This is a genomic window from Actinosynnema sp. NPDC002837 (assembly GCF_040295345.1).
In the GTDB taxonomy this organism is placed as follows: domain Bacteria; phylum Actinomycetota; class Actinomycetes; order Mycobacteriales; family Pseudonocardiaceae; genus Actinosynnema.
On the sequence record NZ_JBEOVG010000128.1, the window covers coordinates 1 to 21,718 of the forward strand.

The following is a 21,718-nucleotide window of genomic DNA, read 5'->3' on the forward strand; positions in this document are numbered from 1 at the left end:
CGTACCTGTCTTCGCGCAACCCCCCTGTTTTATCACCCGGACGCTAACCCCAGCGGCCCGGTGGGGGTCCGCGATCGCGTGACCCCGACCGGGCGGGCCTCAGCGGTACAGGCGGAGGTCGGCGACGCTCCACCAGTTGCCGGCCGACGCGGTGGTGCTGACGCGCAGGTACCGGGCCCGCGTGCGCGGCACGTCGACCGCGGTCAACTGGCCGACGCCCGCGCCGGACGCCAGGGTCCGCCAACCGACGCCGTCGTCGCTGACCGACAGTTTCCAGCCGCGGGCGTAGTCGCCGAGGTTGCCACCGCTGTCGATGGCCACCCGCCGGAACTTCGCCTCGCGGCCGAGGTCGACCTGGAGGTACTGGCCCGGCTCCTGCGCCTGGCCGCTGCTCCACCGGGTCGACGCGTCGCCGTCCACCGCCGCGGCCGGGTCCTGCCCGTGCGGCGCGGTGGTGGCGGTGGCGCCGGCCAGGGAGACCGGGTCGAGCCCGTGGTCGAAACCCTTGGCACGCGGCCAGGTGAACGTGGCCAGCGCGCCGCCGGGCAGGGTGTGCTCGAACATCCGCTCGCCGAACTCGACCGCGAACGTGCGCGGTTCGTCGTTCTGGTTGTGCACGACCAACGCCGTGGAGCCGTCCGGGTTGCGGAACGCGACGTCCATGATCTGGCCGTTCCAGCCCGTCGTGCCGAACGACGTGCTGGCGACGCGCTTCGCGCCCGGCTTCACGAACTTCGCCAAGTGGCCGATCGTGTAGTACTCGGCGTCGGTGGACACGGTCCCGTCCGGGTGGACCGTGACCAGGCCGGTGCACGTGCCGCAGCCGCCGTTGTGCGGCCCGCCCGCGCTGTCCAGCGCGATGTTCCAGTTCACCGCCGACTTCGCCCGGTTGCGGGTGGTGCCGATGACGACGTTGCGCGCGTGCCACTTGAGCGTGTCGCGGAAGACCTGCGCGGGCGGGTCACCCGGGCCGTGCGAGCCGGAGCACTCGGTGAACCAGATGCCCTTGTCCGGGAACGCGTCGTGCAACGCGGTCTGCGCCGCCGGGTCGCCCGAGTAGCAGTGGTACGCGGTGCCCGCGACCCACCGCGCGGCCGGGCTCGCCAGGATCCGGTGCGGGTAGTCGGTTTCCGGGTCCTCGCCCGGCGGCGTGGCGGCGACGTCGTTCGGGTGGGTGCTCCAGTTGTGGTCGTAGGCGAGGATCTTCGTGCGCGGGCTCGCCTTGCGCAGCAGCGGTCCCAGCGCCTCGATCACCTTGATCTGCTGCGCCACCGGCATGTCCGTGCCCGGGTAGGCGTCGGGCGTCCGGTTCTGCGGCTCGTTCTGCAACGACAGGAAGTCCACCGGCACACCGGAGGCGGCGTACGCCTGCACGAACTTCACCAGGTAGCGCGCGTAGGCGTCGTAGATGGCGGGGTCGTCCTTCAACCGACCGCCGACCAGCGAGTCCGTGGTCTTCATCCACGCCGGCGGGCTCCAGGGCGTGCCCATGACCTTCAACGCGGGGTTGAGCTGCTTCGCCCGGCGCAGCAGCGGCAGGATCTCGGCCTGGTCGTGGGCGATGCTGAAGTGGCGCAGCTCGAAGTCGGTCCGGCCGGGCGGGACGTCGTCGTAGGTGTAGTGCTCGGCCTCGGCGGTGAAGTCCGACGAGCCGATCGGCTGGCGCAGGAAGCTCACGCCGATGCCGCGCACCGGGTCGAACAGCTTGCGCATCGTCTCCTCGCGCGCCGCCGGCGTGAGCCGGTGCAGCACGTCGGCCGAGGAGTCGGTGATCGACGCGCCGAAGCCGTCGACCTCCTGGTAGGTCACGTCGGGGTCGACCACGATGGTCTGGTGCGGCGACGTGCCGGTCCGGAACGCCACGGACGGGCGTTCGGCGAGCAGCTCGCTCCGATCCACCGTCGTGACCCACACCCGGGCCGAGGTCGGGTCGCGGTCGGCCGCCTGCACGGCGCCGGTCAGGCCGACCGAGAGCGCCGCGGCGGCGGTCAGGGCGATCGTCCGGGATCTCTTCATCGCTCTCCTTCGAGCAATGTAACAAGCTCGGAAAATGTGTTTCGTGATGGAACACTTGACGTGCCGGACAAGTCAAGGTGCAAGTCGCCGTTAAGATGCCGAGGTGACCAGGCGTGCGCGGGTGCGCGACATCGCCGCGGAGGCGGGCGTCTCGATCGCCACCGTCTCCCGGGTGCTCAACGACCACGTCAACGTGGCGCCGCGCACGCGCGAACTCGTGCTCCGGGCGATGGCGCGCAGCCGCGCGGACGCGCCCGGGAGCCCCCGGACGGTGCACGTCCGGTGCCCCTACGTGCTGACCGACTACTTCGGCCTGATCGTCTCCTCGATCGCCGAGACGCTGCGGCTGCACGGCGTCCGGATGGTCCTCGACGCGGGCGTGTCCTCCCAGCAGGACGACGTGCTGACCACGCTGCCCGACGACGCGGACGTGGACGCCGCGATCCTGATCCTGCCGCCGGAGGACGGCGACCGGCTCGTCGCGCTGGCGCGGCGCGGCTTCCCGTTCGTCGTGGTCGACCCGCGCACCGCGCCGCCGCCGGACATCGCCTCGGTGTCCGCGGCCCACCTCGCCGGCGCCCGCGCGCTCACCGCGCACCTGGTCGACCTGGGCCACCGCGACATCGGCGTCATCGCCGGACCCCTGGACTGGCTGGCGGGCGACGCGCGCACGGCGGGCCACCACGCCGCGCTGGCCCAGGCGGGCGTGCTGCCCGCCCGGCACCGCGTCCACCACGTGGAGCCCACCGCGGCCGAGGGGCTGCGCGCCGCGGCCGACCTGCTGGACGAGCCGCGCCGGCCGACCGCGATCGTCTGCTTCAACGACAAGCTCGCGGTCGGCGCGCTCCAGGCCGCGCACGACCGCGGGCTCCGGGTGCCCGAGGACCTCTCGGTCGCGGGGTTCGACGACATCGACCTCAGCCGCGCGACCCGTCCCGCGCTGACCACGGTCCGCCAGCCGTTGCAGGAGATGGGCCGCATCGCGGCCACGCAGCTCATGCGCGTGCTCGACGGGCACCGGCCCGAAGCCCTGCACCTGGAGCTGTCCACGACGCTGGTCGTGCGTGACTCCACCGGCCCTGTGCCCGCCTGAGTTACAGCCTTTGTTTCATTTGTTCCACGAGCAGGGCGGCGACCTCGGCGTGCCCCGGGCTGTCGCCGTCCGAGAGCCGGCACCACTCCAGCGGTGTGCGGAGGTGCTTGGGGTCGCGCAGCGCCGGGTCCGCGCCGTGGTCGAGCATCCGCCGGACACCGGCGGGCTTGCCGTTGGCCGCCGCGACGTGCAGCGGCATCCGCTGCCAGACGGCGTCGGCCTCGTCGACGGGGGTGCCGGCGGCGACGAGCCGGTCGATCACGTCCAGCCGTTGGTGGTCGGCGGCGAACACCAGGGACCGCAATCGGCATTGCGGGCTCAGCCGTTCCGGCGGCCACGCGGTCAGGTCTCCCGCCGCGGCGGCCATCTCCGGGCCGTCGACCCGGGCGCCGGCGGCGACCAGGAGGTCGAGGACGTCGGTCATCCCGAACACCGCCGCGTGCTCGACCGCCGTGCCGCCGGGCACGCCGCCGGAGTCCGGCGCGGCCACCGCGTCGAGGTCCGCGCCCGCCTCGATCAGCACCCTCGCGACGTCGACGTCACCACAGCTGGCGGCGGTGATCAGGGGCGTCTCCTGGTCGCCGGGATGACCGTCGACCGGCGCGCCCGCCTCGATCAGCGCCCTGGCCGCCACGTCCGAGCCGGGCAGGTCGCGCGGCAGGCCGAGGCGGCGGTGGTCGAGCCGCAGCATGGCCAGGTAGCCGAGCACGTCGGCGCCCTTGCGGTGGTCGGACCAGCCTTCCATCCTCGTGGTGGCCGTTTCGGGGTGCCGGGCCAGCAGGTCCGCCAGCCGCGACGCGTCGCGCCGGTTGAGCACCTCGCGGCGCTCGACCTCCAGCTTGAGCCTGGCCCAGCTCGGGAACCCGTGCTCCCGGGCGATCGCGAGCTGCGCCGAGGCGAGGACGACCCGGTCGGACACCGCCCCGATCCGGGCGAGCGCGTCGACGCCACCCCGTCGGGCGTCGCGCAGCAGGTCCCGGGCCTGGTGCCGCAACTGGTCGAGGTTCGGCCGCGCGGGGAGGTCGGGCATGACGTCTCCTTCGTCACCCGTGGTCCGCGTCCGGGTCGAAAGAGATCGTCACGAGAGGCGACTCGCTTCGGTGGTGGAGGTGGACTCAGTCCTGCCCGCGGACCCGGCGGCGCCCTCCGACGCCGGGCCGAGCATACCGGCCGGCCACGTCGTGCCGCCGGGGAACGCGACGGGCCCGACACGTCGAGGCCGCCGTAAACGGGAGCGGCGGGGGCGTGCGGGATGCGAGGATTGGGCGTGGCTTTCGGCATGGGCGTGGACCGGGCAGTCCCGTTCGGCTACCAGTGCTGGTGGCTCGCCGTCACCGCGCCGGACGCGGCGACCGCGGCCGACGTGCTCGGTCTGATCCGGCGCAAGCGGGTGACGTGGGCGCACGGCGTCGACCTCGCCTACGACGGCGCGGTGTTCGTCGCTCCGCCGATCGGTCCCTGGGTGCTGGTGCCGGGCCGCGGCCTGCCCGACGCGTCCAGCCCGGGCTTCCTGGACTGGATCGCCGGGTTGAGCGAGCGGCTCGGGCACGTGCAGTTCTTCCAGACCCACCGCGCCACGGGCACGTGCGCCTGGGTGCTGGCCTCGGGCGGGGAGGTGCGCCGGGCCTACCACTTCGACGGCGGCGGCGTGCCGCTGTTCGAGGGCGAGGTGACGGTGGACGAGACCGCGCTCGGCATCGGCACCCGGCCCGAGTCGCCGGACGACGACACCTGGTGGAAGAGGATCCCGGGCGAGCACGACGTCATGGCGCTGGCCCACCGGTGGAGCGTCGACCCGACCAGGATCGAGGGCGTGGCGACCGACGACCGCGGCATCACGGGCCGGCTGCGCCACTGACGGCCGTCCCGCGCGGGCTCGGATCGGTCACCGCCGCATCCGGGGATCGTGCGACGGGTCGGCGTACAGCGGAGGGCAGCCGTGGACGACAGCTTCGGGGCGCAGTTCGAAGTGCCACGGTTCGTTGCGGTAGATCCGGCACAGCCCGTACCGGGCGCCGTGCTCGGCGAGCCACGCCCTGGCCGCGGCCGGGCCGATGTCGACCGCGTTCCCCGACACGTGGGCGGACGTCTCGGGAGTGGCCACCCAGCGGGCGGCCGCCATTTCCGAGCCGTGCTTCGCGACCGCCTCGTCGAATAGCCGCTCCTGGTATTCCGGGGAACGCCAACCGCCATTCACCGAGAACTCGATCCCGTCGGCCGCGGCGTCGGTCGCGGCGCGGCGCAGCGCGGCGAGCAGGTCGGGATCGAGGTTGGCCACGGCCGGAACGTCCTGGTCGAAGACCGGCACGGGGTCGGGGACGGCGCCGTGGGCGCGCAGGTCGGCGGGTGACGCGGGCAATCGGGTCGCGGTGCGTGCTGATTCGAGGTGGCGCATGCCCCCAATCAAGGCGACGCGGTGTTGCGGGCGCGTTCGAGCTTTTCGATATGCCCGCGATATGCACCCGACCGTAGCATCGCAAGCATGCGTGTCTTGGTCGTCGAGGACGAGCCCTACCTGGCCGAGGCGATCCGCGACGGGCTGCGCCTGGAAGCGATCGCCGCCGACATCGCCGGTGACGGCGACACCGCGCTGGAGCTGTTGGGCGTCAACTCCTACGACATCGCCGTGCTCGACCGCGACATCCCCGGGCCCTCCGGTGACGAGGTCGCCGAGAGCATCGTCGCGTCCGGCAGCGGCATGCCGATCCTGATGCTCACCGCCGCCGACCGGCTCGACGACAAGGCCTCCGGGTTCGAGCTCGGCGCGGACGACTACCTCACCAAGCCGTTCGAGCTCAAGGAGCTCGTGCTCAGGCTCCGGGCGCTCGACCGCCGGCGCGCGCACAGCAGGCCGCCCGTGCGCGAGATCGCGGGGCTGCGGCTGGACCCGTTCCGCCGCGAGGTCTACCGGGACGGCCGGTACGTCGCGCTGACCAGGAAGCAGTTCGCCGTGCTCGAAGTGCTCGTGGCCGCCGAGGGCGGTGTCGTCAGCGCCGAGGCGCTGCTGGAACGGGCGTGGGACGAGAACGCCGACCCCTTCACCAACGCCGTGCGCATCACGGTCTCGGCACTGCGCAAGCGCCTCGGCGAACCGTGGGTCATCGCCACCGTGCCCGGCGTCGGCTACCGCATCGACCCGGCGTCCGGCGCCGGGCGCGGGGGACGCGACCGTGGATAGGCAGCCGGGGTTGAGCGTCCGCCTCAAGCTCACCCTCAGCTACGCCGGGTTCCTCATGCTCGCGGGTGGCTCGCTGCTCGCGGTCGTGTGGGTGTTCCTGCTGCGGTACGTGCCCGAGGTCATCGTCCACCCCGAGCCTCCGGGGAGTTGGCGGCCGGGCCCGGTGGTGCCCGACCGCGCCGCTCTGGAGGAGGCCTTCGTCCCGAAGGCGGGCCTGGCGATGGCGGTCCTGCTGGTGTTCGGCCTCCTGGGCGGGTGGCTGCTGGCCGGCAGCATGCTCGCGCCCCTGACCCGCATCACCCACGCCACCCGCCTGGCCGCGGCGGGATCGCTCTCCCACCGGATCGCGCTGGAAGGCCGCCAGGACGAGTTCCGCGAACTCGCCGACGCCTTCGACACCATGCTCGCGCGGCTCGAAGCGCACGACGGCGAACAGCGGCGGTTCGCCGCCAACGCGTCCCACGAGCTGCGCACCCCGCTGGCGATCACCCAGACGCTCCTCGACGTCGCCCGCGACGACCCGGACCGCGACGCCGGCGAACTCGTCGAACGCCTGCGCTTCGTCAACAGCCGGGCCATCGACCTCACCGAGGCGCTGCTCCTGCTCAGCCGCGCCAACCAGCGGACCTTCAACCGGGAGCACGTCGACCTGTCGCTCATCGCGGAGGAGGCCGCCGAAACGCTCCTCCCGCTCGCGGAGCGGCGCGGCCTCACCATCGAGACCTCCGGCGACCTGACCCCCACCACCGGCTCGCACGCGCTGCTGCTGCAGCTGACGACGAACCTGGTGCACAACGCGATCGTCCACAACCTGCCCGACCAGGGCACCGTGTGGGTCACGACCGCCGTCGAGGCCAAGAAGGCGTTGCTCACGGTCGAGAACACCGGTGAGCAGCTCACGCCGCAGCTGATCAGGACCCTCACCGAACCGTTCCAGCGCGGCACCCGACGCGCGCGCAGCGACCACGCCGGTGTCGGGCTCGGCCTCGCGATCGTCGAGAGCATCGCCCAGGCCCACGACGGCGTCCTCACCCTGACCCCGCGGGCCGGCGGTGGCCTCCGCATCAGCGTGCGGCTACCCGTCGCGCCGCCCCGCACCGGCAGTCGAGCGGCGTCGAGCCGGTGATGGGGAAGTCGAAGTAGCTGTCCGGGTACGGCTCGTCGACGAGGGTGTAGTGCCACCACTCGTAGTCGTAGGCGCGGAAACCGCAGTCCTCCATGATCGAACGGAGGTGCCGGCGGTTCGTCGCCTCGACCTGCGTGATCCCCGGTGCGCCGTGGTGCGAGACCGGGTCCATGAAGTCGTGGTCGCCGCCCATGGGCGCCAGTTCGCCGGTGGCCGAGTCGTAGAGCGTCAGGTCGACCGTGCCGCCCCGGCTGTGGCCCGACCTGGCGGCCACGTACCCCTTCTCGACCATCTCGGCGCGATCGAGCCGGGGGTAGTGCCGCGGCTTCGTCCGGCCGTCCTCGGGCTGCCGTGACCAGCGCAGGAAGCAGTCCACCGCGCGTTGCGGGCGGTAGCCGTCCCAGACGAGCAGGCCGAAGCCGAGGGTCGCGGCCTTCTCCTGCGCGCGTTCCAGGGCCGCGCACAACGCCCTCGTGCCGACGATCCGGTTCGCCAGGTAGCCGTCCACCGGTTTGCCGGTGAAGTTGTCCCAGGTGGCGTACTTGGCGTCCCAGCGGATGCCGGGCGCGAACTCGTCCAGGAAGACGAAGTCGTCGTTCATCGGGCTTTCCCGGCCAGTGCGGACGACACGACCCGGTCGATCACGTCGCCGAGCGACAACCCGGCGGCCGCCATCATCCTCGGGTACCGGCTGTAGGAGGTCAGGCCGGGCAGGGTGTTGACCTCGTTGAGGACCACGGTGCCGTCCTCCTTCAAGAACATGTCCACGCGTGACAGCCCTCGGCAGCCGAGCGCGCGGTAGACGGCCTTGGCGGTCTCCTGGACGAGCGAGCGCGACTCGGCCGGGATGTCGGCCGGGACGATCGTGGTCGAGTTCTCGGATCCGCTTTCCGGGTCGCTCTCCTGATGGATCCGGAAGAAGCCGTGCGACAGCGCGATCCGGTCCGGCTCGCCGGCGATCAGCTCGCCGTCGTCGCCGAGGATGGCGCAGCCGACCTCGCTGCCGACGACCGCCTCTTCGATCAGCACCTTCGAGTCGTACCGCCTCGCGGTCTCCACCGCGCTCACCAGATCTTCTCCCCGGGTCACCTTGACGACCCCGAACGACGATCCCGAACGGGCGGGCTTCACGAAGACGGGATAGGTCAGCCGGTCCGGGTCGACGTGCCCGCCCGCCGGGACGGTCCGGAAGTCCGGCGTCGCGATCCCCGCGCCGCGCGCGACGAGGTAGGTCAGGGACTTGTCCATGCACAGGGCCGAGCTCTGGACGTCGCATCCGGCGTAGGGGATGCCGGAGAGCTCCAGCAGGCCCTGCACCGCGCCGTCCTCGCCGAGCCTGCCGTGCAGGACGGGCAGCACCACGTCCAGGCCGATCGTCTTGTACTGCCCGTCGTCCAGCACGAGCAACCCGCGCACGCCGCTGTCCGGTGACAGCACGACCGGGCGGCACTCGCCGTCCTCCCAGTCCGCGTCGGGCCCGTCGCAGAGCTGCCAGGAGCCGCTCTTCGTGATCCCGACGTAGTACGGCTCGTACTTCCCGGGGTCGAGGTGCTTCGCCACCTCCCGCGCGGACTTGACGGAGACGTCGTGCTCCTCGGAGCGGCCGCCGAACAGGATTCCGATCTTCATATCCAGTGCTGCTTTCTGCGGTCGAAGTCGCGACAGCCGGCGAGGGAGTTCGCCACCGTGTCGCTCAAGGCGTGGTCGGTGTAGTAGGCGGTGTGCGGGCTGATCAGCACGTTCGGGAGTTGTTGCAGCCGCGACAGCGGGGTGCCGGCGAGGGGCCGGTCGCGGCAGTCGGCGTAGAAGATCCCTTCCTCTCCTTCGAGGACGTCCAGCGCGGCGCCGCCCAACCGGCCGCTGGCCAACGCCGGCACGAGGGCCTCGGTGTCGATGAGCCCACCTCGCCCGGTGTTGACGACGAACGCGCCGTGCTTCATCTGCCCGATGCGCCGGCGGTCCAACAGGTGGTGCGTGTCGGCGGTGAGCGGGGTGTGGAGCGTGACGATGTCGCTCTGCTGGAGCAGTTCGTCGAGGGGCACGTACTCGGCGGAGGTCCGGGGCCGGATGTCGTGGGCCAGCTTCTGGCAGCCGAAGCCCCACAGCCGATCGATGACGGCGGCGCCGATGCGGCCGGTGCCGACCACCCCGACGGTCAGGTCGCGCAGTTCCTTCCCGCGCACGTCGGGCAACCGGTAGTCGTGGGCGTCGGCACGCCTGATGAGGGACTTCGCGTTCCGCAGCACCATCAGCATCAGCATCACCGTGTAGTCGGCGACGCTGTCGGGCGAGTAAGCGACGTTCCCGACGGTGATGCCGACGCGTTCGGCGTAGTCGACGTCGAGGTGGTCGTACCCGATGCTCCTGGTGGAGACGTACTCCACGCCGGCCCGGCTGAGCGCGAGCAGCGTGGGATTCGTGATCCGGGTCTTGTGCCCGACGCTGACGCAGCGGTTCCCGGAGGCCAGCGCGACGGTGGCGGTGGAGACCGGGTCGGGGGTGATGGTCGGCACGACGCCGAAGCGGGGCGCCATCTCCCGGAACAGGGCGGCCTCGTCCGGCTCGCAGCCGTACACCGTGATCCCCGTCGTCGGACCGGCCGACGAGGACCAGGACACCGGCGATCGGGTGTGACGGGCCGCCGTCCGTGCCGGTTCGCTGTCGGTCATGCCGTCAGTCAAGACGGCGCGGCGTTGCCGGCGCGTATGCGGTTCTCGATATGCCGACGATATGTTACCCGTCGGTAGGCGCGGCTCGTAGAGTCCACAGAGGACGGTCAACATCCGCCCCCGCGATGGATCGGCCGACTCCCGATTGCTTCGCACTGTCCTAAGTGGACAGCCTGCTTTACCCGACCTTCGGAGGGCTGACACCCCACGTTCCGAGGAGCAGCATCGAGGTGTCACCCATCCCTGCTCCAGATGTGAGGTGAACCAGTGCGGAGAACCCTGCAACTCCTCGCTGCCGCCCTCCTCGCGATCCCGCTGACAAGCGGGATCGCGACCGCGGCGCCGGCGCCTGACCTCGTCGAACAGACCCAGAAGGTCGGCGAGGACGAGGTCGTCTCGACCGTCCTCGGCGGCCGGAACCAGACCACGACCCTCGAACGACCCGGCTCGTGGTACCTCAAGACCCACTTCACCGGCCTGCGCCTGGTCGCGGGCGACGTGCTCACGGTGTCCGACCCGGCGGGCGCCGAGTCCTACCGCTACACCGCCGACGTCGCGGCGTCGGGCACCGCCACCGTGGACGGCACCGGCTTCTGGGCCATGTCGGTCACCGGCGACCGGGCCGTGATCAGCCTGCGCGGCCGGGACGGCGGACCGGCGCACCCGGCCAGCCGGGTGCGGCTCGACAAGATCACCCGCGGGTACACCGACGCCGAGCTGGCCGCGGCGGCGGACCTGGCGCCCAAGAGCATCTGCGGCACGAACGACTACCGCGACGCCGTCTGCTACCAGACGAGCAACCCCACCGAGTTCGGCCGGACCAAGGCGGTGGCGAAGCTCCTGCGCAACGGCGGCTCGCTGTGCACGGCTTGGCGGGTCGGCGCGAACAACCGGATGCTGACCAACAACCACTGCTTCACCAGCGGCACCGGGATCGAGGTGTGGTTCAACTACCAGTGCCCGACCTGCGGCGGCACGGCCAGCGCGACCGTCACGAAGGTGCTGGTGTCGTCGGTGCTCAAGACCAGCGCGGCGTTGGACTACACGCTGTTCAGCGTCACGAACTTCGCGTCGCTGGCCTCGTTCGGCTACCTGGAGCTGGACGCGCGGGTGCCGGCGGTCGGCGAGGAGATGTACATCGTCGGCCACCCGGCGGGCAAGCTCAAGAAGCTCTCCCTGCGTGACGACCAGAACGGCGGCGGCTACTGCGCCGTGTCCGCCGTCCGGGTGAACGGCAGCTCGTCGCAGTCCGACATCGCCTACCGGTGCGACACCGAGGGCGGCTCGTCGGGCTCCCCGGTGCTGTCCCGGAGCACGCACAAGGTGATCGGCCTGCACCACTACGGCGGCTGCCCGAACCAGGGCGTCCGGATCGACCTGGTCGCCGCTCAGATCGCCACGCTGCTGTAACGCCCACGCGGGTCGCGCTCCTGCGGCGCGACCCGCGTGACCGGCAGGTTTCGGCGAACCGCCGCCGGGTACGCCGAACCGGTGGACAGCGTGCTCGACCTCGGCGACCTCTTCCCCGGCCTGCGCGTGGACGACCTCGTGGTGGACTACGAGGACGGCGACGACCCCGTGCTGCGGCACCCCGACGGCACGGAGATCGACACCTGGCGGGAGAACTACCCGTACCCGACGCGGCTGACGCGCGAGGAGTACGAGCTGTCCAAGCGCCTGCTCCAGATCGAGCTGCTCAAGCTGCAGTACTGGATCAAGGACACGGGCGCGCGGATGGTCGTCGTGTTCGAGGGACGTGACGCGGCGGGCAAGGGCGGCACCATCAAGCGGTTCACCGAGCACCTCAACCCGCGCGGGGCGCGGGTGGTGGCGTTGAGCAAGCCGACGGAGCGCGAGCAGGGCGAGTGGTACTTCCAGCGGTACGTCGCCCACCTGCCGACCGCGGGGGAGATCGTGCTGTTCGACCGGTCCTGGTACAACCGCGCCGGCGTCGAGCGGGTGATGGGCTACTGCACCGACGAGCAGTACGAGCGCTTCATGCGGCAGGCGCCGACGTTCGAGCGGATGCTGGTGGACGACGGGATCGCGCTGGTCAAGCTGTGGTTCTCGGTGTCACGGGCGGAGCAGCGGACGCGGTTCTTGATCCGGCAGGTCGACCCGGTCCGGCAGTGGAAGCTCAGCCCGAACGACATCAGGTCGCTCGACCGGTGGGACGCCTACACCGCGGCGAAGGTGGCCATGTTCCGGGCCACCGACACCCACGCCGCGCCGTGGACCGTGGTGAAGAGCAACGACAAGAAGCGGGCCCGGCTTGAGGCCATGCGCAGCGTGCTGGCGCGCGTCGACTACACCGACAAGGACCCCGAGGTGGTCGGTGAGCCGGACCCGCGGGTGGTCGGCCCGGCGGCCACGCTGCTGGAGGAGGGTGAGGACGAGACCACGCTCAGCCCGACCCCTCTCGCGCACGCCGAAGAGGGCGACCACGGGCCGGGCGTGCACCCCTGAGCCGGGACGTCCTCACGTCACCGGGACGCCCTCGGCGAAGACGCCGCGCGTGGCCGGCAGCCGCAGGGTCCGGCGCGGGTCGGCGCCGACCGACTCGGCCCCTGGCTCAGGTGGTCGGCAACGCCCAGCGCCGCGCCGGCCGCTCGGCCGGACCCGGCGAGTTCTCAGGAGTCGACACGGTCCGCACGCAAGCGATGACCCAGAGTCGCGACCACTGCTCATTCCTCGCCGGGCACGCCGTCAGCTCCCGTCTCGGTCGGCTGGACCGACGGTTCCGGTTCGGGGTCCGGGCTCGGGGACGTGGTGGTCGGCGGGGCCGAGGTCGGCGGGGCGGTGGTGGTGACGACGGGCTCCGCGGTGTCGTCGGTCGGCCCGGCCGCGGGTTGCGCCGGGTTCCCGGCCGGCGGGTTGGCGGCCGGGGCCGTCGTCGGCGGGGGAGTGGTCGACGGCGCGGCGCCCGTGGCCTGCGGTGTGACGATGAACCGGGGCTCGGCCTGGTCCCGCGGCACGTCCGACGAGCCCGCCGTCGCGGGCGCCGCCTGCCGCGTCGTGGGCCCGGGCGGCGGGTCGTCCGCCGGTCGGTCGCCCGGGAGCGCGGCCATCGTGATCATGAACGCGCCGACCAGCGCGCCCGCCGAGGCGACGAGCACCCGCCACGAGGGGCGCGTCACCGCGCGCGGGAGTTCTTCGGTGTCCGCCTCGGCCCCGACGTCGGGCGGTAGGACGACCGCGCCCGCCAGGACCCGCGCGCAGTCGTGCGCGGTGGGCCGGTCGTCCGGTGCGGCGGTGGTCATCCGCGCCACCAGGTCGCGGACGTCGGCGGGCAGGTCTTCGGGGATCACCGGAGGTCGGTGCAGCCGGGCGACCGCGGCCTCCACCTCACCGCCCTCGTACTCGCGCCGACCCGTCAGGCACTCCAGGAGCACCAGCCCCAGGGCGTAGACGTCGGCCGGGTGGTCGATCTCCTGGCCGAGCACCTGCTCGGGCGCGAGGTACGCGGCGGTGCCGACGAGCTGGTCGGTCCGGGTCAGCCGGGTGGCGCCGGTCAAGTGGGCCAGGCCGAAGTCCGCCAGGTAGGCGTCGTCCTCGTGGTCGAGCAGGATGTTCGCCGGCTTCACGTCGCGGTGCACGAGGCCGTGCGCGTGCACGTGCGCCAACGCGTCGGCCAGCCGGGCGCCCAGCCGGCGCACCTCGTCCAGCGGCAGCGGCCCGAGGAGCAGGCGGTCGTGCAGGGTCCGGCCCTCGACCAACCGCAGCACGACGAACGGCGTCGGCGCCGTGGTGTCGGCGTCGTAGACCGACACCAGCGCGGGGTGCGTGAGCCCGGCCAGGAGGTGGACCTCGTTGTCGAACCGCCGGGCGGCCTCCGGGTCGAAACCGGGCTGCACCAGCTTCACCGCGACGTGCCGCCGCAGCACGGTGTCCCAGGCCCGGTGCACTTCGGCCATGCCGCCGATCCCGATCGGCTCGATCAGCCGGTAGCGGTCGGCCAGCACGTTCTCGCCTGCCGAGGGTGACACCTCGTACCTCCGGTCGCGTGAGCGGGACAGTTCCGAATGCCCTGATCACGCCGGCGGCAAACAGGTGAGCGTGCCTCGGGTCGGCGCCGCGGGCTTCACGCGGCCGGGCGCGGCGGCGCGGATCGTCCGGAGGTCCGCGTCGAGGCCGACCTCGTGACCGGCGTGGCCGGGGATGTCGCTGCGGTGCTCGAAACCGGTGTCGCCCAACGGGATCCGGTGCCGGCGAACGTCCGAGCCGCGGCCTCCGGTCGGCCGATCGCGGGTGGCTCGAACCGCAGGGCGCTCGGGTGAAACCGTGTCGTGCGAGGACGATCGTCGCCTACCCTTCCGCCATGGCGAGAGCGCTTGGCGTCGTCCTGTTATCGGCACTGCTCGTCGGGTGCGGCGCCACCGTGACCGGGACCGCCGTGCCGGTGCCGGACCCGACGTTCCCCGAACCTCCCCCGCGCACCGCCGAGGTGCTGCTCGGCGACCTGGCGTCGGTCGACCCGTGCGGGCAGGTGGAGCCGGCGGACCTGGCCGCGTTCGGCGAGGCTTCGGTGGCGCCGGTCGAGTCCTTCGACCACTGCCTGCTCAAGGTGTCCACGGGCGGCGCGGTGCTCGACGTGCTGGCGGGCGGCCTCGACCGGGTGCTGCACGAGGCCGTGTTCGACGGGCCCTTGGTGCCGTACAAGGAACTGCGGATCGTGGAGATCCGGGGCGGCGACGTGCAGTGCCAGCGCGGCCTGGTGTTCGCGGACCTGGTGGCGCTGAACGTGACCGTCGAGAACCACTCGGACGAGGACGTGGCCGCGACCCGGCTGTGCGAGGTCGCCGACGTCGTGGTGCGCGCCGTCGCGGACCGCGTGCTCGCGGGCGACGTGGAGCACCGGCGGTTCGCGGCGAAGTCCCTCGGGCCGGTGCACGCGTGCCGCGGGCTGTCGGACGCGACGGTCGGGCGGCTGCCCGGGCTGGCGGGTTCGCGGGCCTGGGCCTACCCGGCGGGCCACCAGTGCCGGTGGAGCGCGGACGGCACGACGACACCGCCCAGGGTGCGGGTCACGTACTCGGTGGGCGTGCCGACCGAACCGAACGGCGGGAACAGCAAGATCGAGGACATCGCCGGACGACCCACCGTGATGTCGGGGTTGACCACGTCCTCGCTCGTGCTGTGCGGCGCGGAGACGACCCACATCCCGTTCGGGGACGGGTTGAGCGAACTCGCGCTCGTCACCGTGGCCCTGCCGACCGGCGCCGCGGTCGAGGACGCCTGTGCCGCGGTGCGGGTCGTCGCGGCGGAGGTCTGGGCCGGGCTGCCGGCTTGACGACCGGACCGCCGCGCGGCCCGTGGGCGAACGGGACGGAGCCGGGAGGCAGGCGGTCTGGGGGCCGCCGTGCCTCGACCGGCTCCGCCTCCGGTCGAACGCTCCCCTGACGTCCGCCCGGCAAGCCCGAGCATGCCCGCGGGCGCTTGCGGAAAACTGGGGTGGCGTTGAAGTGGCTGGTCACAGGCCTGTGGTGGGGCTTGCTCGACAGCCGCCGGGCGCGGACGACCCTGGTCGGACCTCTCGCCCGACCTGCCCGTCCTGCCCGGGAGCACCGGCCGACCGCGGGCTCGGGGACCGGACCGGGTAGCGCCCGCGTCCTCCAACGGTCGTCGCCAGGCCTTCGGGGGTCACTCGCGGGCGGTCCCGCTCACGGGGTTGCGTCGCGCGTTGCGTCACCCGTGCCCGGACGGCGCGTCGGCCAGGCGACCGCCCAGTTCCCGTAACCGCTCCGCGAGGTCCGCGGTGGCCTCGATCAGGTCGCTCAGGGACGTCCCAGGCTCCACCGGGGTCCAGCCGCGCGCCAGGAAGCGGATGACCTCGGCGTTGTCCCGGAGCTCGACCGCGAGCGCCTCCACCTGCCCGGGCAGCGCCACGGCCGACCGCTCGGTGACCCGCCTGGCCCGGAACGCGCGCTGCCGGCACGCCGACGAGCAGTACCGACGGGGCCTTCCGGTGGTCCGCGCGGCGAACTCCTTCCGACACTGCTGGCAATTCAATTCGCGCGACTTTCGTTACGGATCGCCCGGCGTTTTCACGTTGCGAAAAGGCGCGCCCGGCGCTTCCGGTGGCCAAGTCAGGTGAATGCGACGTCGACGTATCGGGTGAAGGCCGGTCGCTTGACGCCCTGCGTTCGCCGGCGTGTACTGGTTTTGTCGGACGGACCGGCAAAGTGAATCGAAAAGTTTCCGAATGCGTTGATCGGCCGACCGTTCCGAGCCCGGAGGAACGCGGTGGGATCGACCGGCCCGCGACCGATCGCACTGCGCCGACTATTCCGCGCCGTGGTTCGAATTTATCCGAATCGTCTCCTCGTGAAGGAGTTGTGCTGCCATGCCAACCCAGTACTCCCTGACGGTCCGCAATGAATCTACCCAGTTCCAAGACCTCTGCGTGTACCAGCAGCCCGTGGACCTCGGCGTGCGCAACGCCATGTCGCTCGCCTGGCTGACCGCGCCGGCGTGGCCGAACACCACCGTGACCTTCGAGTGGACCCTCGACTACTGCTTCGTCTGGTCCTACACGGGCTCGTTGAAGCCGGGCACGCGGTTCCGCGCGCAGGAGGTCCGCCGGGCCAACCCGCAGGACCTCACCGCGAACCAGATCCTGTTCGACTACACCGACGGCGCGCACCGGTTCGTGCCAGGAAAGGCGTTCGGCGTCCCGGAGCTCGGCAGCCTCTACGTCCGGGAACTGCCGACGGTGCCGGCGGACGGCGCGGCGGTCGGCATCGGCATGTCGAACTCCGGCGTGTTCGCGGTGCAGGCGCAGCCCAACGAGAACCTCGTCTTCACCCCGCACCCCAGTTACTGGCTCACCGCGGGCACCTACGTCCACGGCGAGGTGCTCGACATCGAGCAGATCAGCAACTCCGTCGAGCTGCAGTACAACGCGGGCTTCGACATGACCGCGGTGCTGCAGGCGGACAACACGTGGTCGATCAGCACCGGCATGCAGCCGGTCGCCGCCTGACCGCACCGGTGACCGGACCTCTCCCCGGTCCCCGATGACCCGTGCGCCCGGACGCCCCTCCGGCGCATCGCGGAGGACGACGGGGTCGAGGTCCGGTGGCGCCCACGACCCGCCCCGCTCGACAGCCCGGGTGCCCCCACCACACCGGCCCGTCGTCCCGGGCGCGGAGCGCGACTTCCCCGGCGCGCTCCGCGCCCCTTCCTCTCCTCCCTCTCCCCAGGAGTTCACCCATGGCTTACAACACCATCGGCCCGGTCGACGTCATCAAGGCCCTGGTCGGCTGGATCCAAGCGGACCAGCCGACAATCGAGGCGCTCTCGGTGTTCGCGGGCGGCTGGGAAGGCTGGGCCCGCAACCAGTTCGCGCTGTGGTTGCAGGCCGAGCTGAAACTGCGGCTCCGCAACAACAATCCGCTCGACGTCCTGACGGAAGCCAACTTCATCCCGACCGGTGAGGGCGCGGTCCCGGTTTTCGAGACCCCCCAGGCCCGCGCCGATCTCGTGTTCAACGCGCTCAGCCCCGCCGTCGCGGACACCGCGCCGGTCATCATCACCGAGTTGAAGTGCCAGTCGCCCAAACAGCCGTGGACCTCGTTCCGCTCCGGGCTCAGCCGTGACGTCACCAAGCTGTACGGCGTCAACCCCGACGTCGACGACGCCTTCGGCCCGGAGAACGTGATGGTGCTGTCGCTGGGCATCTGCTTCAACGAACCCGGCTTCCGCCCCGCCGCGGGCTACCGGGTCGAGCCCGCGGGCCGCCAGTACGCCGTGCAGTGGTGGTCGGACCCCGACCTGGTCGGCTGACGCGGACCTCGCTCCACCGGGTCGACGCGGCCGGCCCTACGAGTGGATGACCAGACCCCGGCCACCGTCGCGCTTCGCCTCGTACATGGCCTTGTCCGCACGGCTGAGGACGGTCGCGGCGGTGGCCTCGGGGTCGTGGTCGGCGCAGATCACCACGCCGACCGACGCGCTGATCTCCTCGCCGAGCGCGTCGAGGATCCGGAACGCCACCTTCTCCGGCTCCTCCAGCCCTTCGACCAGGACGCCGAACTCGTCACCGCCGAGCCTGGCCACCACGTCGGTGTCGCGGACGCACTGCCGCAGCCGCTGCGCCACCCGTTCGAGCAACGCGTCACCGTGCGCGTGGCCGGAGACGTCGTTGACCGCCTTGAAGTCGTCCAGGTCCACGAACAGCAGCCCGAACGGCCTGCCGTCGCGGTGGTGCTCGGCCATCGCCTCGTCCAGCCTGCGCTCGAACAGCGCCCGGTTGGCCAGCCCGGTCAACGGGTCGTGGTGCGCCTGGTGCGTCAGGGTGCGCTCGGACTCGCGCAGCAGCAGAACGAGCTTCGTGTTGTCCACAAGGGTCACCAGCTGCCGCAAAATCACCGCGACGAACACCGTGAAGCCGCAGCCGATCTCCACCGCGTCCAACGGCCCGAGGTCGCCGATGATCGTGCGCCGCAGCACCAGCACGCTGCTGACCAGTAAGGGCACGTACGGCATCAGCAGGTAGGCCCACTGCCACGGCCGCCGGTTGCGGCTCGGGCCGGTCGACGGCGACGGCACGGGCGCCAGCGCCGCCAACGCGATCAGCGCCGGTCCCACCACGAACCCGGCGTTGGCCAGCGGCGGCACCTCCGGCGCCTGGATGCTGACCAGGTAGGCGAACGCGAAGTCGGACGCGGCCAGCGCCACCAGGCCGAGGCCGAGCAACCGCAGCTGCGGTCGCAGCACGACCTTGCGGTCCGCGCTCAGCACCACCACGATCACCAGCAGCACCAGGTCCGTCACCGGGTAGGCGATGGCCACCAGGAACGCCGCCGAACCCGGGTTCCCGGCCGCGACCAGCCCGCCGAGCGACGTGGTCCAGGTCAGCACGAACAACGACCCGACCACGATCAGGCCGTCCAGCAGCAGCACCAGCCGGGCGCTGCGGGACCGGCGGTCCAGCAGCGCGTCGGGGGAGTCCGACCGGCGGAAGTTGCCGATCACGAGCAGCGCGACGAACGCGAACGGCACGATGCTGAGGTACCCGGCGTCCGCCGGCGACGGCGACGGCACGGCGCGCCGCTCGACCAGCTGGTACCACGTCCACAACGCCTGGCCGGTGGACCAGCCCGCCATGCCGAACCCCATCGCCAGCCGCCAGCGGCGGTCCGGCCCGGTCGCCCGGCGCGCCGTCCACCAGCAGCAACCGGTGGCGAACAGACCGGTGGCGAGCTGGGCGAGGTCGTCGAGGACCACCGCGCCCTCGCCCTTGACGAGGTCGAAGCTCGCGGCCACGGACGCGGCGGTGGCCAGCGCCACCACGACCGCGGCCGTGATGGCGAACCGCCTCGTCCCGATCACGTCGGCCAGTGTGCCGCATTCCGGTGCCTTCGGCCGGGTCGCCCTGGGAGGATCGGCGGGTGGCAGAGCAGGAGGTTCCCGTCGCCGCCGACGTGGTGACGGAGCAGGAGTACGAGCGGTTCGCCCGGCACCGGATCGCCGAGTTGGGAGGCGACGCGGACGCGTTCGGCCTCTCGTACAACGTGTTGCACCTGGCGTACGTGATGATCAACGACTACGAGGCGCTGGTGCACCGCGAGCAGGGCTGGACCATGCCTGGGTTCCGGTTGATGTTCAAGCTGTGGATCCTGGGCCCGACCCAGCCCGCGCGGCTGGCCGACCTGTCCGGCACGACCAGGTCGGCGATGTCCAACCTGATCAACACGCTGGAGCGGGCCGGGCTGGTCGAGCGGACCAGGGACGGCCAGGACCGGCGCGTGGTGTTCGTCGCGCTCACCGAGGAGGGCCGCTCGGCGGTGGCGCGGGTCTTCCCGCACCAGAACGCGCGCGAGGCGCGCTGGTTCGCCGTGCTGGACCCCGACGAGCGCGCGCAGATGGTGCAATTGCTCCGACGAGTGGCCGCCGCCCGTCCGAGGTAGTCCGGTCGAGACGCGGTTTTTCGCAATTTCGTCGCGATTTCAACGAACGCCGTGCGGATCGCCCGCGGTCGTCGTCGAATTCACGGCGTCGGTATGCCCGGTCGGCTGGAAAAGTCTTGGCCATTTCTGCGGGAAAACATTTGTCCCAATATCTGGGAGCGGTTCCACTCTAATGGAGGAGCAGTGCTCCGGCGACGTTGCGCTACGGTCCTGTAACCGCCGTCACACCGCACGTCAACCCGCAGGAGAAAGGCCGTTCATGCTGACCTTAGTGGCCGCGGCTGCATTGACCCTGTCCGCGCTCTCCCCCTCCGGTGAAACAACGGTCGAGACCGCGCCCGAATACGTCACGGTCCAGGTCAGGACCGTGAACGGATCCGGTTGCCCGGCCGGCACCGCGGCGGTCGCCGCCTCGCCCGACCGCACCGCCTTCACCGTCACCTACAGCAGTTTCCTGGCGCAGGCCGGCGCCGACTCCGAGCCGACGGACTTCCGGAAGAACTGCCAGCTCGCGCTGGAGCTGAACTACCCCCAGGGCTTCACCTACGGCATCGCCAGGGCCGACTACCGCGGGTTCGCGCACCTCCAGCGCGGCGCGGTGGGCATGGAGCAGGGCAACTACTACTTCCAGGGCATGTCTCCGACTGCCCGCAAGAGCCATTCCTACGCCGGGCCCTACAGCGACAACTGGCAGGCGACGGACGCCACGGAATGGGACGCGATCGTCTACGCGCCGTGCGGCGAACAGCGGATGTTCAACATCAACACCGAACTCCGGGTCACCGCGGGCACGTCGACCGGCACCAGTTTCATGGTGATGGACTCGACCGACAGCAACGTGAGCACCACGTACCACTTCTCGTGGAAGCGGTGCTAGGACGGCCCGACCGGTGACCGGGCAAGGGACTTGCGTCAATTCGCCGCCGATACCGTGCTCAATGACGAGTCGGAAGGTGCTGCATGTTCAATTTCGTGGCGGCCGTCACCATGGCGGCGGCGGTGATCATCATTCCTCCCGGCGGGGCGCCGAACACCACCCCGCCGCCGGATCACATGACCATCGACGTGGTGACCGTCAACGGATCCGGATGCCCGGCCGGTACCGCGGCCGTGGCGGTCTCTCCGGACAACAAGGCGTTCACCGTCACCTACAGCCAGTTCATGGCGCAGGTGGGCGTAGGCGCGCTGCCCACCGATTTCCGGAAGAACTGCCAGCTCAACCTGAGGCTGAACATCCCACAGGGGTTCACCTACGGCATCGCGCAAACCGACTATCGCGGCTTCGCCCACCTCGAGCGGGGCGCGACCGGTCTGGAACGGGCCAACTACTACTTCCAGGGCATGTCGCCGACGGCGTACCGGAGCCACAGCTACGCGGGACCGTTCAGCGACGACTGGCAGGCCACCGACACCACCGAACTCGCCGCGATCGTCTACCACCCGTGCGGCGAGCAACGGCTGTTCAACATCAACACGGAGTTGCGGGTGAGCGCCGGGTCGTCCGACACGACGACGACCACCAGCTTCATGTCCATGGACTCCACGGACGGCAGCGTCGAGACGACTTACCACTTCGCCTGGAAGACCTGCCCGTGAGCGAACCGGCCCGGTGAGTGGTGGTCCCCACCCACCGGACCGGCCCGCCTGAGCGCGTGCGCGAAAGGCTCGACCGGTAGGCGCACGCGCCGCTTCGACTTCCCGCGCGGCCGGACCACGCTGTCCGGC

Annotated in this window: 22 protein-coding genes; 12 read left to right on the forward strand and 10 right to left on the reverse strand. The window is 71.5% G+C overall.

Annotated elements, in window-relative coordinates; genetic code table 11:
• Positions 1-99 precede the first annotated feature (99 nt).
• Complete coding sequence (locus ABTZ99_RS41795) at positions 100-2,016, reverse strand: discoidin domain-containing protein (protein WP_499618587.1); 1,917 nt, start codon at positions 2,014-2,016, stop codon at positions 100-102.
• A 103-nt stretch (positions 2,017-2,119) separates the two neighbouring features.
• On the opposite strand from ABTZ99_RS41795, the gene ABTZ99_RS41800 reads away from it, so the two are divergent.
• The gene (locus tag ABTZ99_RS41800; protein WP_499618588.1) at positions 2,120-3,109 is read left to right on the forward strand and encodes a LacI family DNA-binding transcriptional regulator; all 990 of its coding nucleotides are present in this window, start codon (positions 2,120-2,122) and stop codon (positions 3,107-3,109) included.
• A gap of 1 nt (position 3,110) precedes the next feature.
• Here ABTZ99_RS41800 and ABTZ99_RS41805 read toward each other — a convergent pair whose 3' ends face one another.
• Entirely contained in the window at positions 3,111-4,139 is a 1,029-nt protein-coding gene (locus ABTZ99_RS41805; protein ID WP_498779545.1) for an ankyrin repeat domain-containing protein, read from the reverse strand.
• 237 nt (positions 4,140-4,376) lie between these two features.
• On the opposite strand from ABTZ99_RS41805, the gene ABTZ99_RS41810 reads away from it, so the two are divergent.
• Positions 4,377-4,967, forward strand: a complete 591-nt coding sequence (locus ABTZ99_RS41810) for a hypothetical protein (RefSeq protein ID WP_499618590.1) — start codon at positions 4,377-4,379, stop codon at positions 4,965-4,967.
• A 27-nt stretch (positions 4,968-4,994) separates the two neighbouring features.
• On the opposite strand, the gene ABTZ99_RS41815 is transcribed toward ABTZ99_RS41810, so the two are convergent.
• Positions 4,995-5,504, reverse strand: a complete 510-nt coding sequence (locus tag ABTZ99_RS41815; RefSeq protein WP_498779543.1) for a M15 family metallopeptidase — start codon at positions 5,502-5,504, stop codon at positions 4,995-4,997.
• Positions 5,505-5,591: 87 nt separating this feature from the next.
• Here ABTZ99_RS41815 and ABTZ99_RS41820 point away from each other — a divergent pair, with 87 nt between their 5' ends.
• Both ABTZ99_RS41820 and ABTZ99_RS41825 read left to right on the forward strand, forming a co-directional pair.
• Positions 5,592-6,287, forward strand: coding sequence for a response regulator transcription factor (locus tag ABTZ99_RS41820; RefSeq protein ID WP_498779542.1), 696 nt, complete (start codon positions 5,592-5,594; stop codon positions 6,285-6,287).
• A complete protein-coding gene (locus tag ABTZ99_RS41825; protein WP_499618592.1) occupies positions 6,280-7,413 on the forward strand; it encodes a sensor histidine kinase in 1,134 nt (377 codons plus the stop codon). Before ABTZ99_RS41820 ends, ABTZ99_RS41825 begins: the two co-directional genes overlap by 8 nt.
• On the opposite strand, the gene vanX is transcribed toward ABTZ99_RS41825, so the two are convergent.
• From vanX to ABTZ99_RS41840, 3 genes are read right to left on the reverse strand one after another with little or no spacing between them, the layout of a single operon-like run.
• Positions 7,352-8,014: a D-Ala-D-Ala dipeptidase VanX gene (gene vanX, locus ABTZ99_RS41830; protein WP_499618595.1), complete on the reverse strand. Its 663-nt coding sequence runs from the start codon at positions 8,012-8,014 to the stop codon at positions 7,352-7,354. The genes ABTZ99_RS41825 and vanX overlap by 62 nt on opposite strands.
• Positions 8,011-9,042: a D-alanine--(R)-lactate ligase gene (gene vanA / locus ABTZ99_RS41835; RefSeq protein ID WP_499618597.1), complete on the reverse strand. Its 1,032-nt coding sequence runs from the start codon at positions 9,040-9,042 to the stop codon at positions 8,011-8,013. Before vanA ends, vanX begins: the two co-directional genes overlap by 4 nt.
• Positions 9,039-9,947: a D-isomer specific 2-hydroxyacid dehydrogenase family protein gene (locus ABTZ99_RS41840; RefSeq protein ID WP_499618611.1), complete on the reverse strand. Its 909-nt coding sequence runs from the start codon at positions 9,945-9,947 to the stop codon at positions 9,039-9,041. Before ABTZ99_RS41840 ends, vanA begins: the two co-directional genes overlap by 4 nt.
• Positions 9,948-10,349: 402 nt before the next feature.
• Here ABTZ99_RS41840 and ABTZ99_RS41845 point away from each other — a divergent pair, with 402 nt between their 5' ends.
• Positions 10,350-11,492 (forward strand): trypsin-like serine peptidase, encoded by a 1,143-nt coding sequence (locus ABTZ99_RS41845; protein WP_499618599.1) that lies wholly within the window; start codon positions 10,350-10,352, stop codon positions 11,490-11,492.
• Between the two features lie 81 nt (positions 11,493-11,573).
• On the forward strand, positions 11,574-12,548 hold the full coding sequence (ppk2, locus tag ABTZ99_RS41850; RefSeq protein ID WP_499618602.1) for a polyphosphate kinase 2: 975 nt from the start codon (positions 11,574-11,576) through the stop codon (positions 12,546-12,548).
• Between the two features lie 218 nt (positions 12,549-12,766).
• Here the strand turns inward: ppk2 and ABTZ99_RS41855 are convergent, their stop codons facing one another.
• Entirely contained in the window at positions 12,767-14,068 is a 1,302-nt protein-coding gene (locus ABTZ99_RS41855; protein WP_499618604.1) for a serine/threonine-protein kinase, read from the reverse strand.
• A gap of 45 nt (positions 14,069-14,113) precedes the next feature.
• Positions 14,114-14,275, reverse strand: a complete 162-nt coding sequence (locus ABTZ99_RS41860; protein ID WP_499618606.1) for a hypothetical protein — start codon at positions 14,273-14,275, stop codon at positions 14,114-14,116.
• 125 nt (positions 14,276-14,400) lie between these two features.
• Here ABTZ99_RS41860 and ABTZ99_RS41865 point away from each other — a divergent pair, with 125 nt between their 5' ends.
• Positions 14,401-15,372, forward strand: a complete 972-nt coding sequence (locus ABTZ99_RS41865) for a hypothetical protein (protein WP_498779531.1) — start codon at positions 14,401-14,403, stop codon at positions 15,370-15,372.
• Positions 15,373-15,767: 395 nt separating this feature from the next.
• Here ABTZ99_RS41865 and ABTZ99_RS41870 read toward each other — a convergent pair whose 3' ends face one another.
• Positions 15,768-15,968 carry a hypothetical protein gene (locus ABTZ99_RS41870; protein WP_498779530.1) on the reverse strand — a complete coding sequence of 67 codons (201 nt, stop codon included), beginning with the start codon at positions 15,966-15,968 and terminating at the stop codon, positions 15,768-15,770.
• 457 nt (positions 15,969-16,425) lie between these two features.
• Here ABTZ99_RS41870 and ABTZ99_RS41875 point away from each other — a divergent pair, with 457 nt between their 5' ends.
• Entirely contained in the window at positions 16,426-17,064 is a 639-nt protein-coding gene (locus ABTZ99_RS41875) for a RhiA family protein (protein ID WP_498779529.1), read from the forward strand.
• 230 nt (positions 17,065-17,294) lie between these two features.
• Positions 17,295-17,867 carry a hypothetical protein gene (locus ABTZ99_RS41880; RefSeq protein ID WP_498779528.1) on the forward strand — a complete coding sequence of 191 codons (573 nt, stop codon included), beginning with the start codon at positions 17,295-17,297 and terminating at the stop codon, positions 17,865-17,867.
• A 36-nt stretch (positions 17,868-17,903) separates the two neighbouring features.
• Here ABTZ99_RS41880 and ABTZ99_RS41885 read toward each other — a convergent pair whose 3' ends face one another.
• Entirely contained in the window at positions 17,904-19,415 is a 1,512-nt protein-coding gene (locus ABTZ99_RS41885; RefSeq protein ID WP_498779526.1) for a diguanylate cyclase domain-containing protein, read from the reverse strand.
• Positions 19,416-19,474: 59 nt separating this feature from the next.
• On the opposite strand from ABTZ99_RS41885, the gene ABTZ99_RS41890 reads away from it, so the two are divergent.
• The 3 genes from ABTZ99_RS41890 to ABTZ99_RS41900 all read left to right on the forward strand — a co-directional run bounded on the left by ABTZ99_RS41890 (position 19,475) and on the right by ABTZ99_RS41900 (position 21,589).
• Complete coding sequence (locus ABTZ99_RS41890) at positions 19,475-19,993, forward strand: MarR family winged helix-turn-helix transcriptional regulator (protein ID WP_499618609.1); 519 nt, start codon at positions 19,475-19,477, stop codon at positions 19,991-19,993.
• A 259-nt stretch (positions 19,994-20,252) separates the two neighbouring features.
• Complete coding sequence (locus tag ABTZ99_RS41895) at positions 20,253-20,870, forward strand: DUF4360 domain-containing protein (protein ID WP_498779523.1); 618 nt, start codon at positions 20,253-20,255, stop codon at positions 20,868-20,870.
• 110 nt (positions 20,871-20,980) lie between these two features.
• Positions 20,981-21,589: a DUF4360 domain-containing protein gene (locus ABTZ99_RS41900; protein ID WP_498779566.1), complete on the forward strand. Its 609-nt coding sequence runs from the start codon at positions 20,981-20,983 to the stop codon at positions 21,587-21,589.
• Positions 21,590-21,718: the final 129 nt, after the last annotated feature.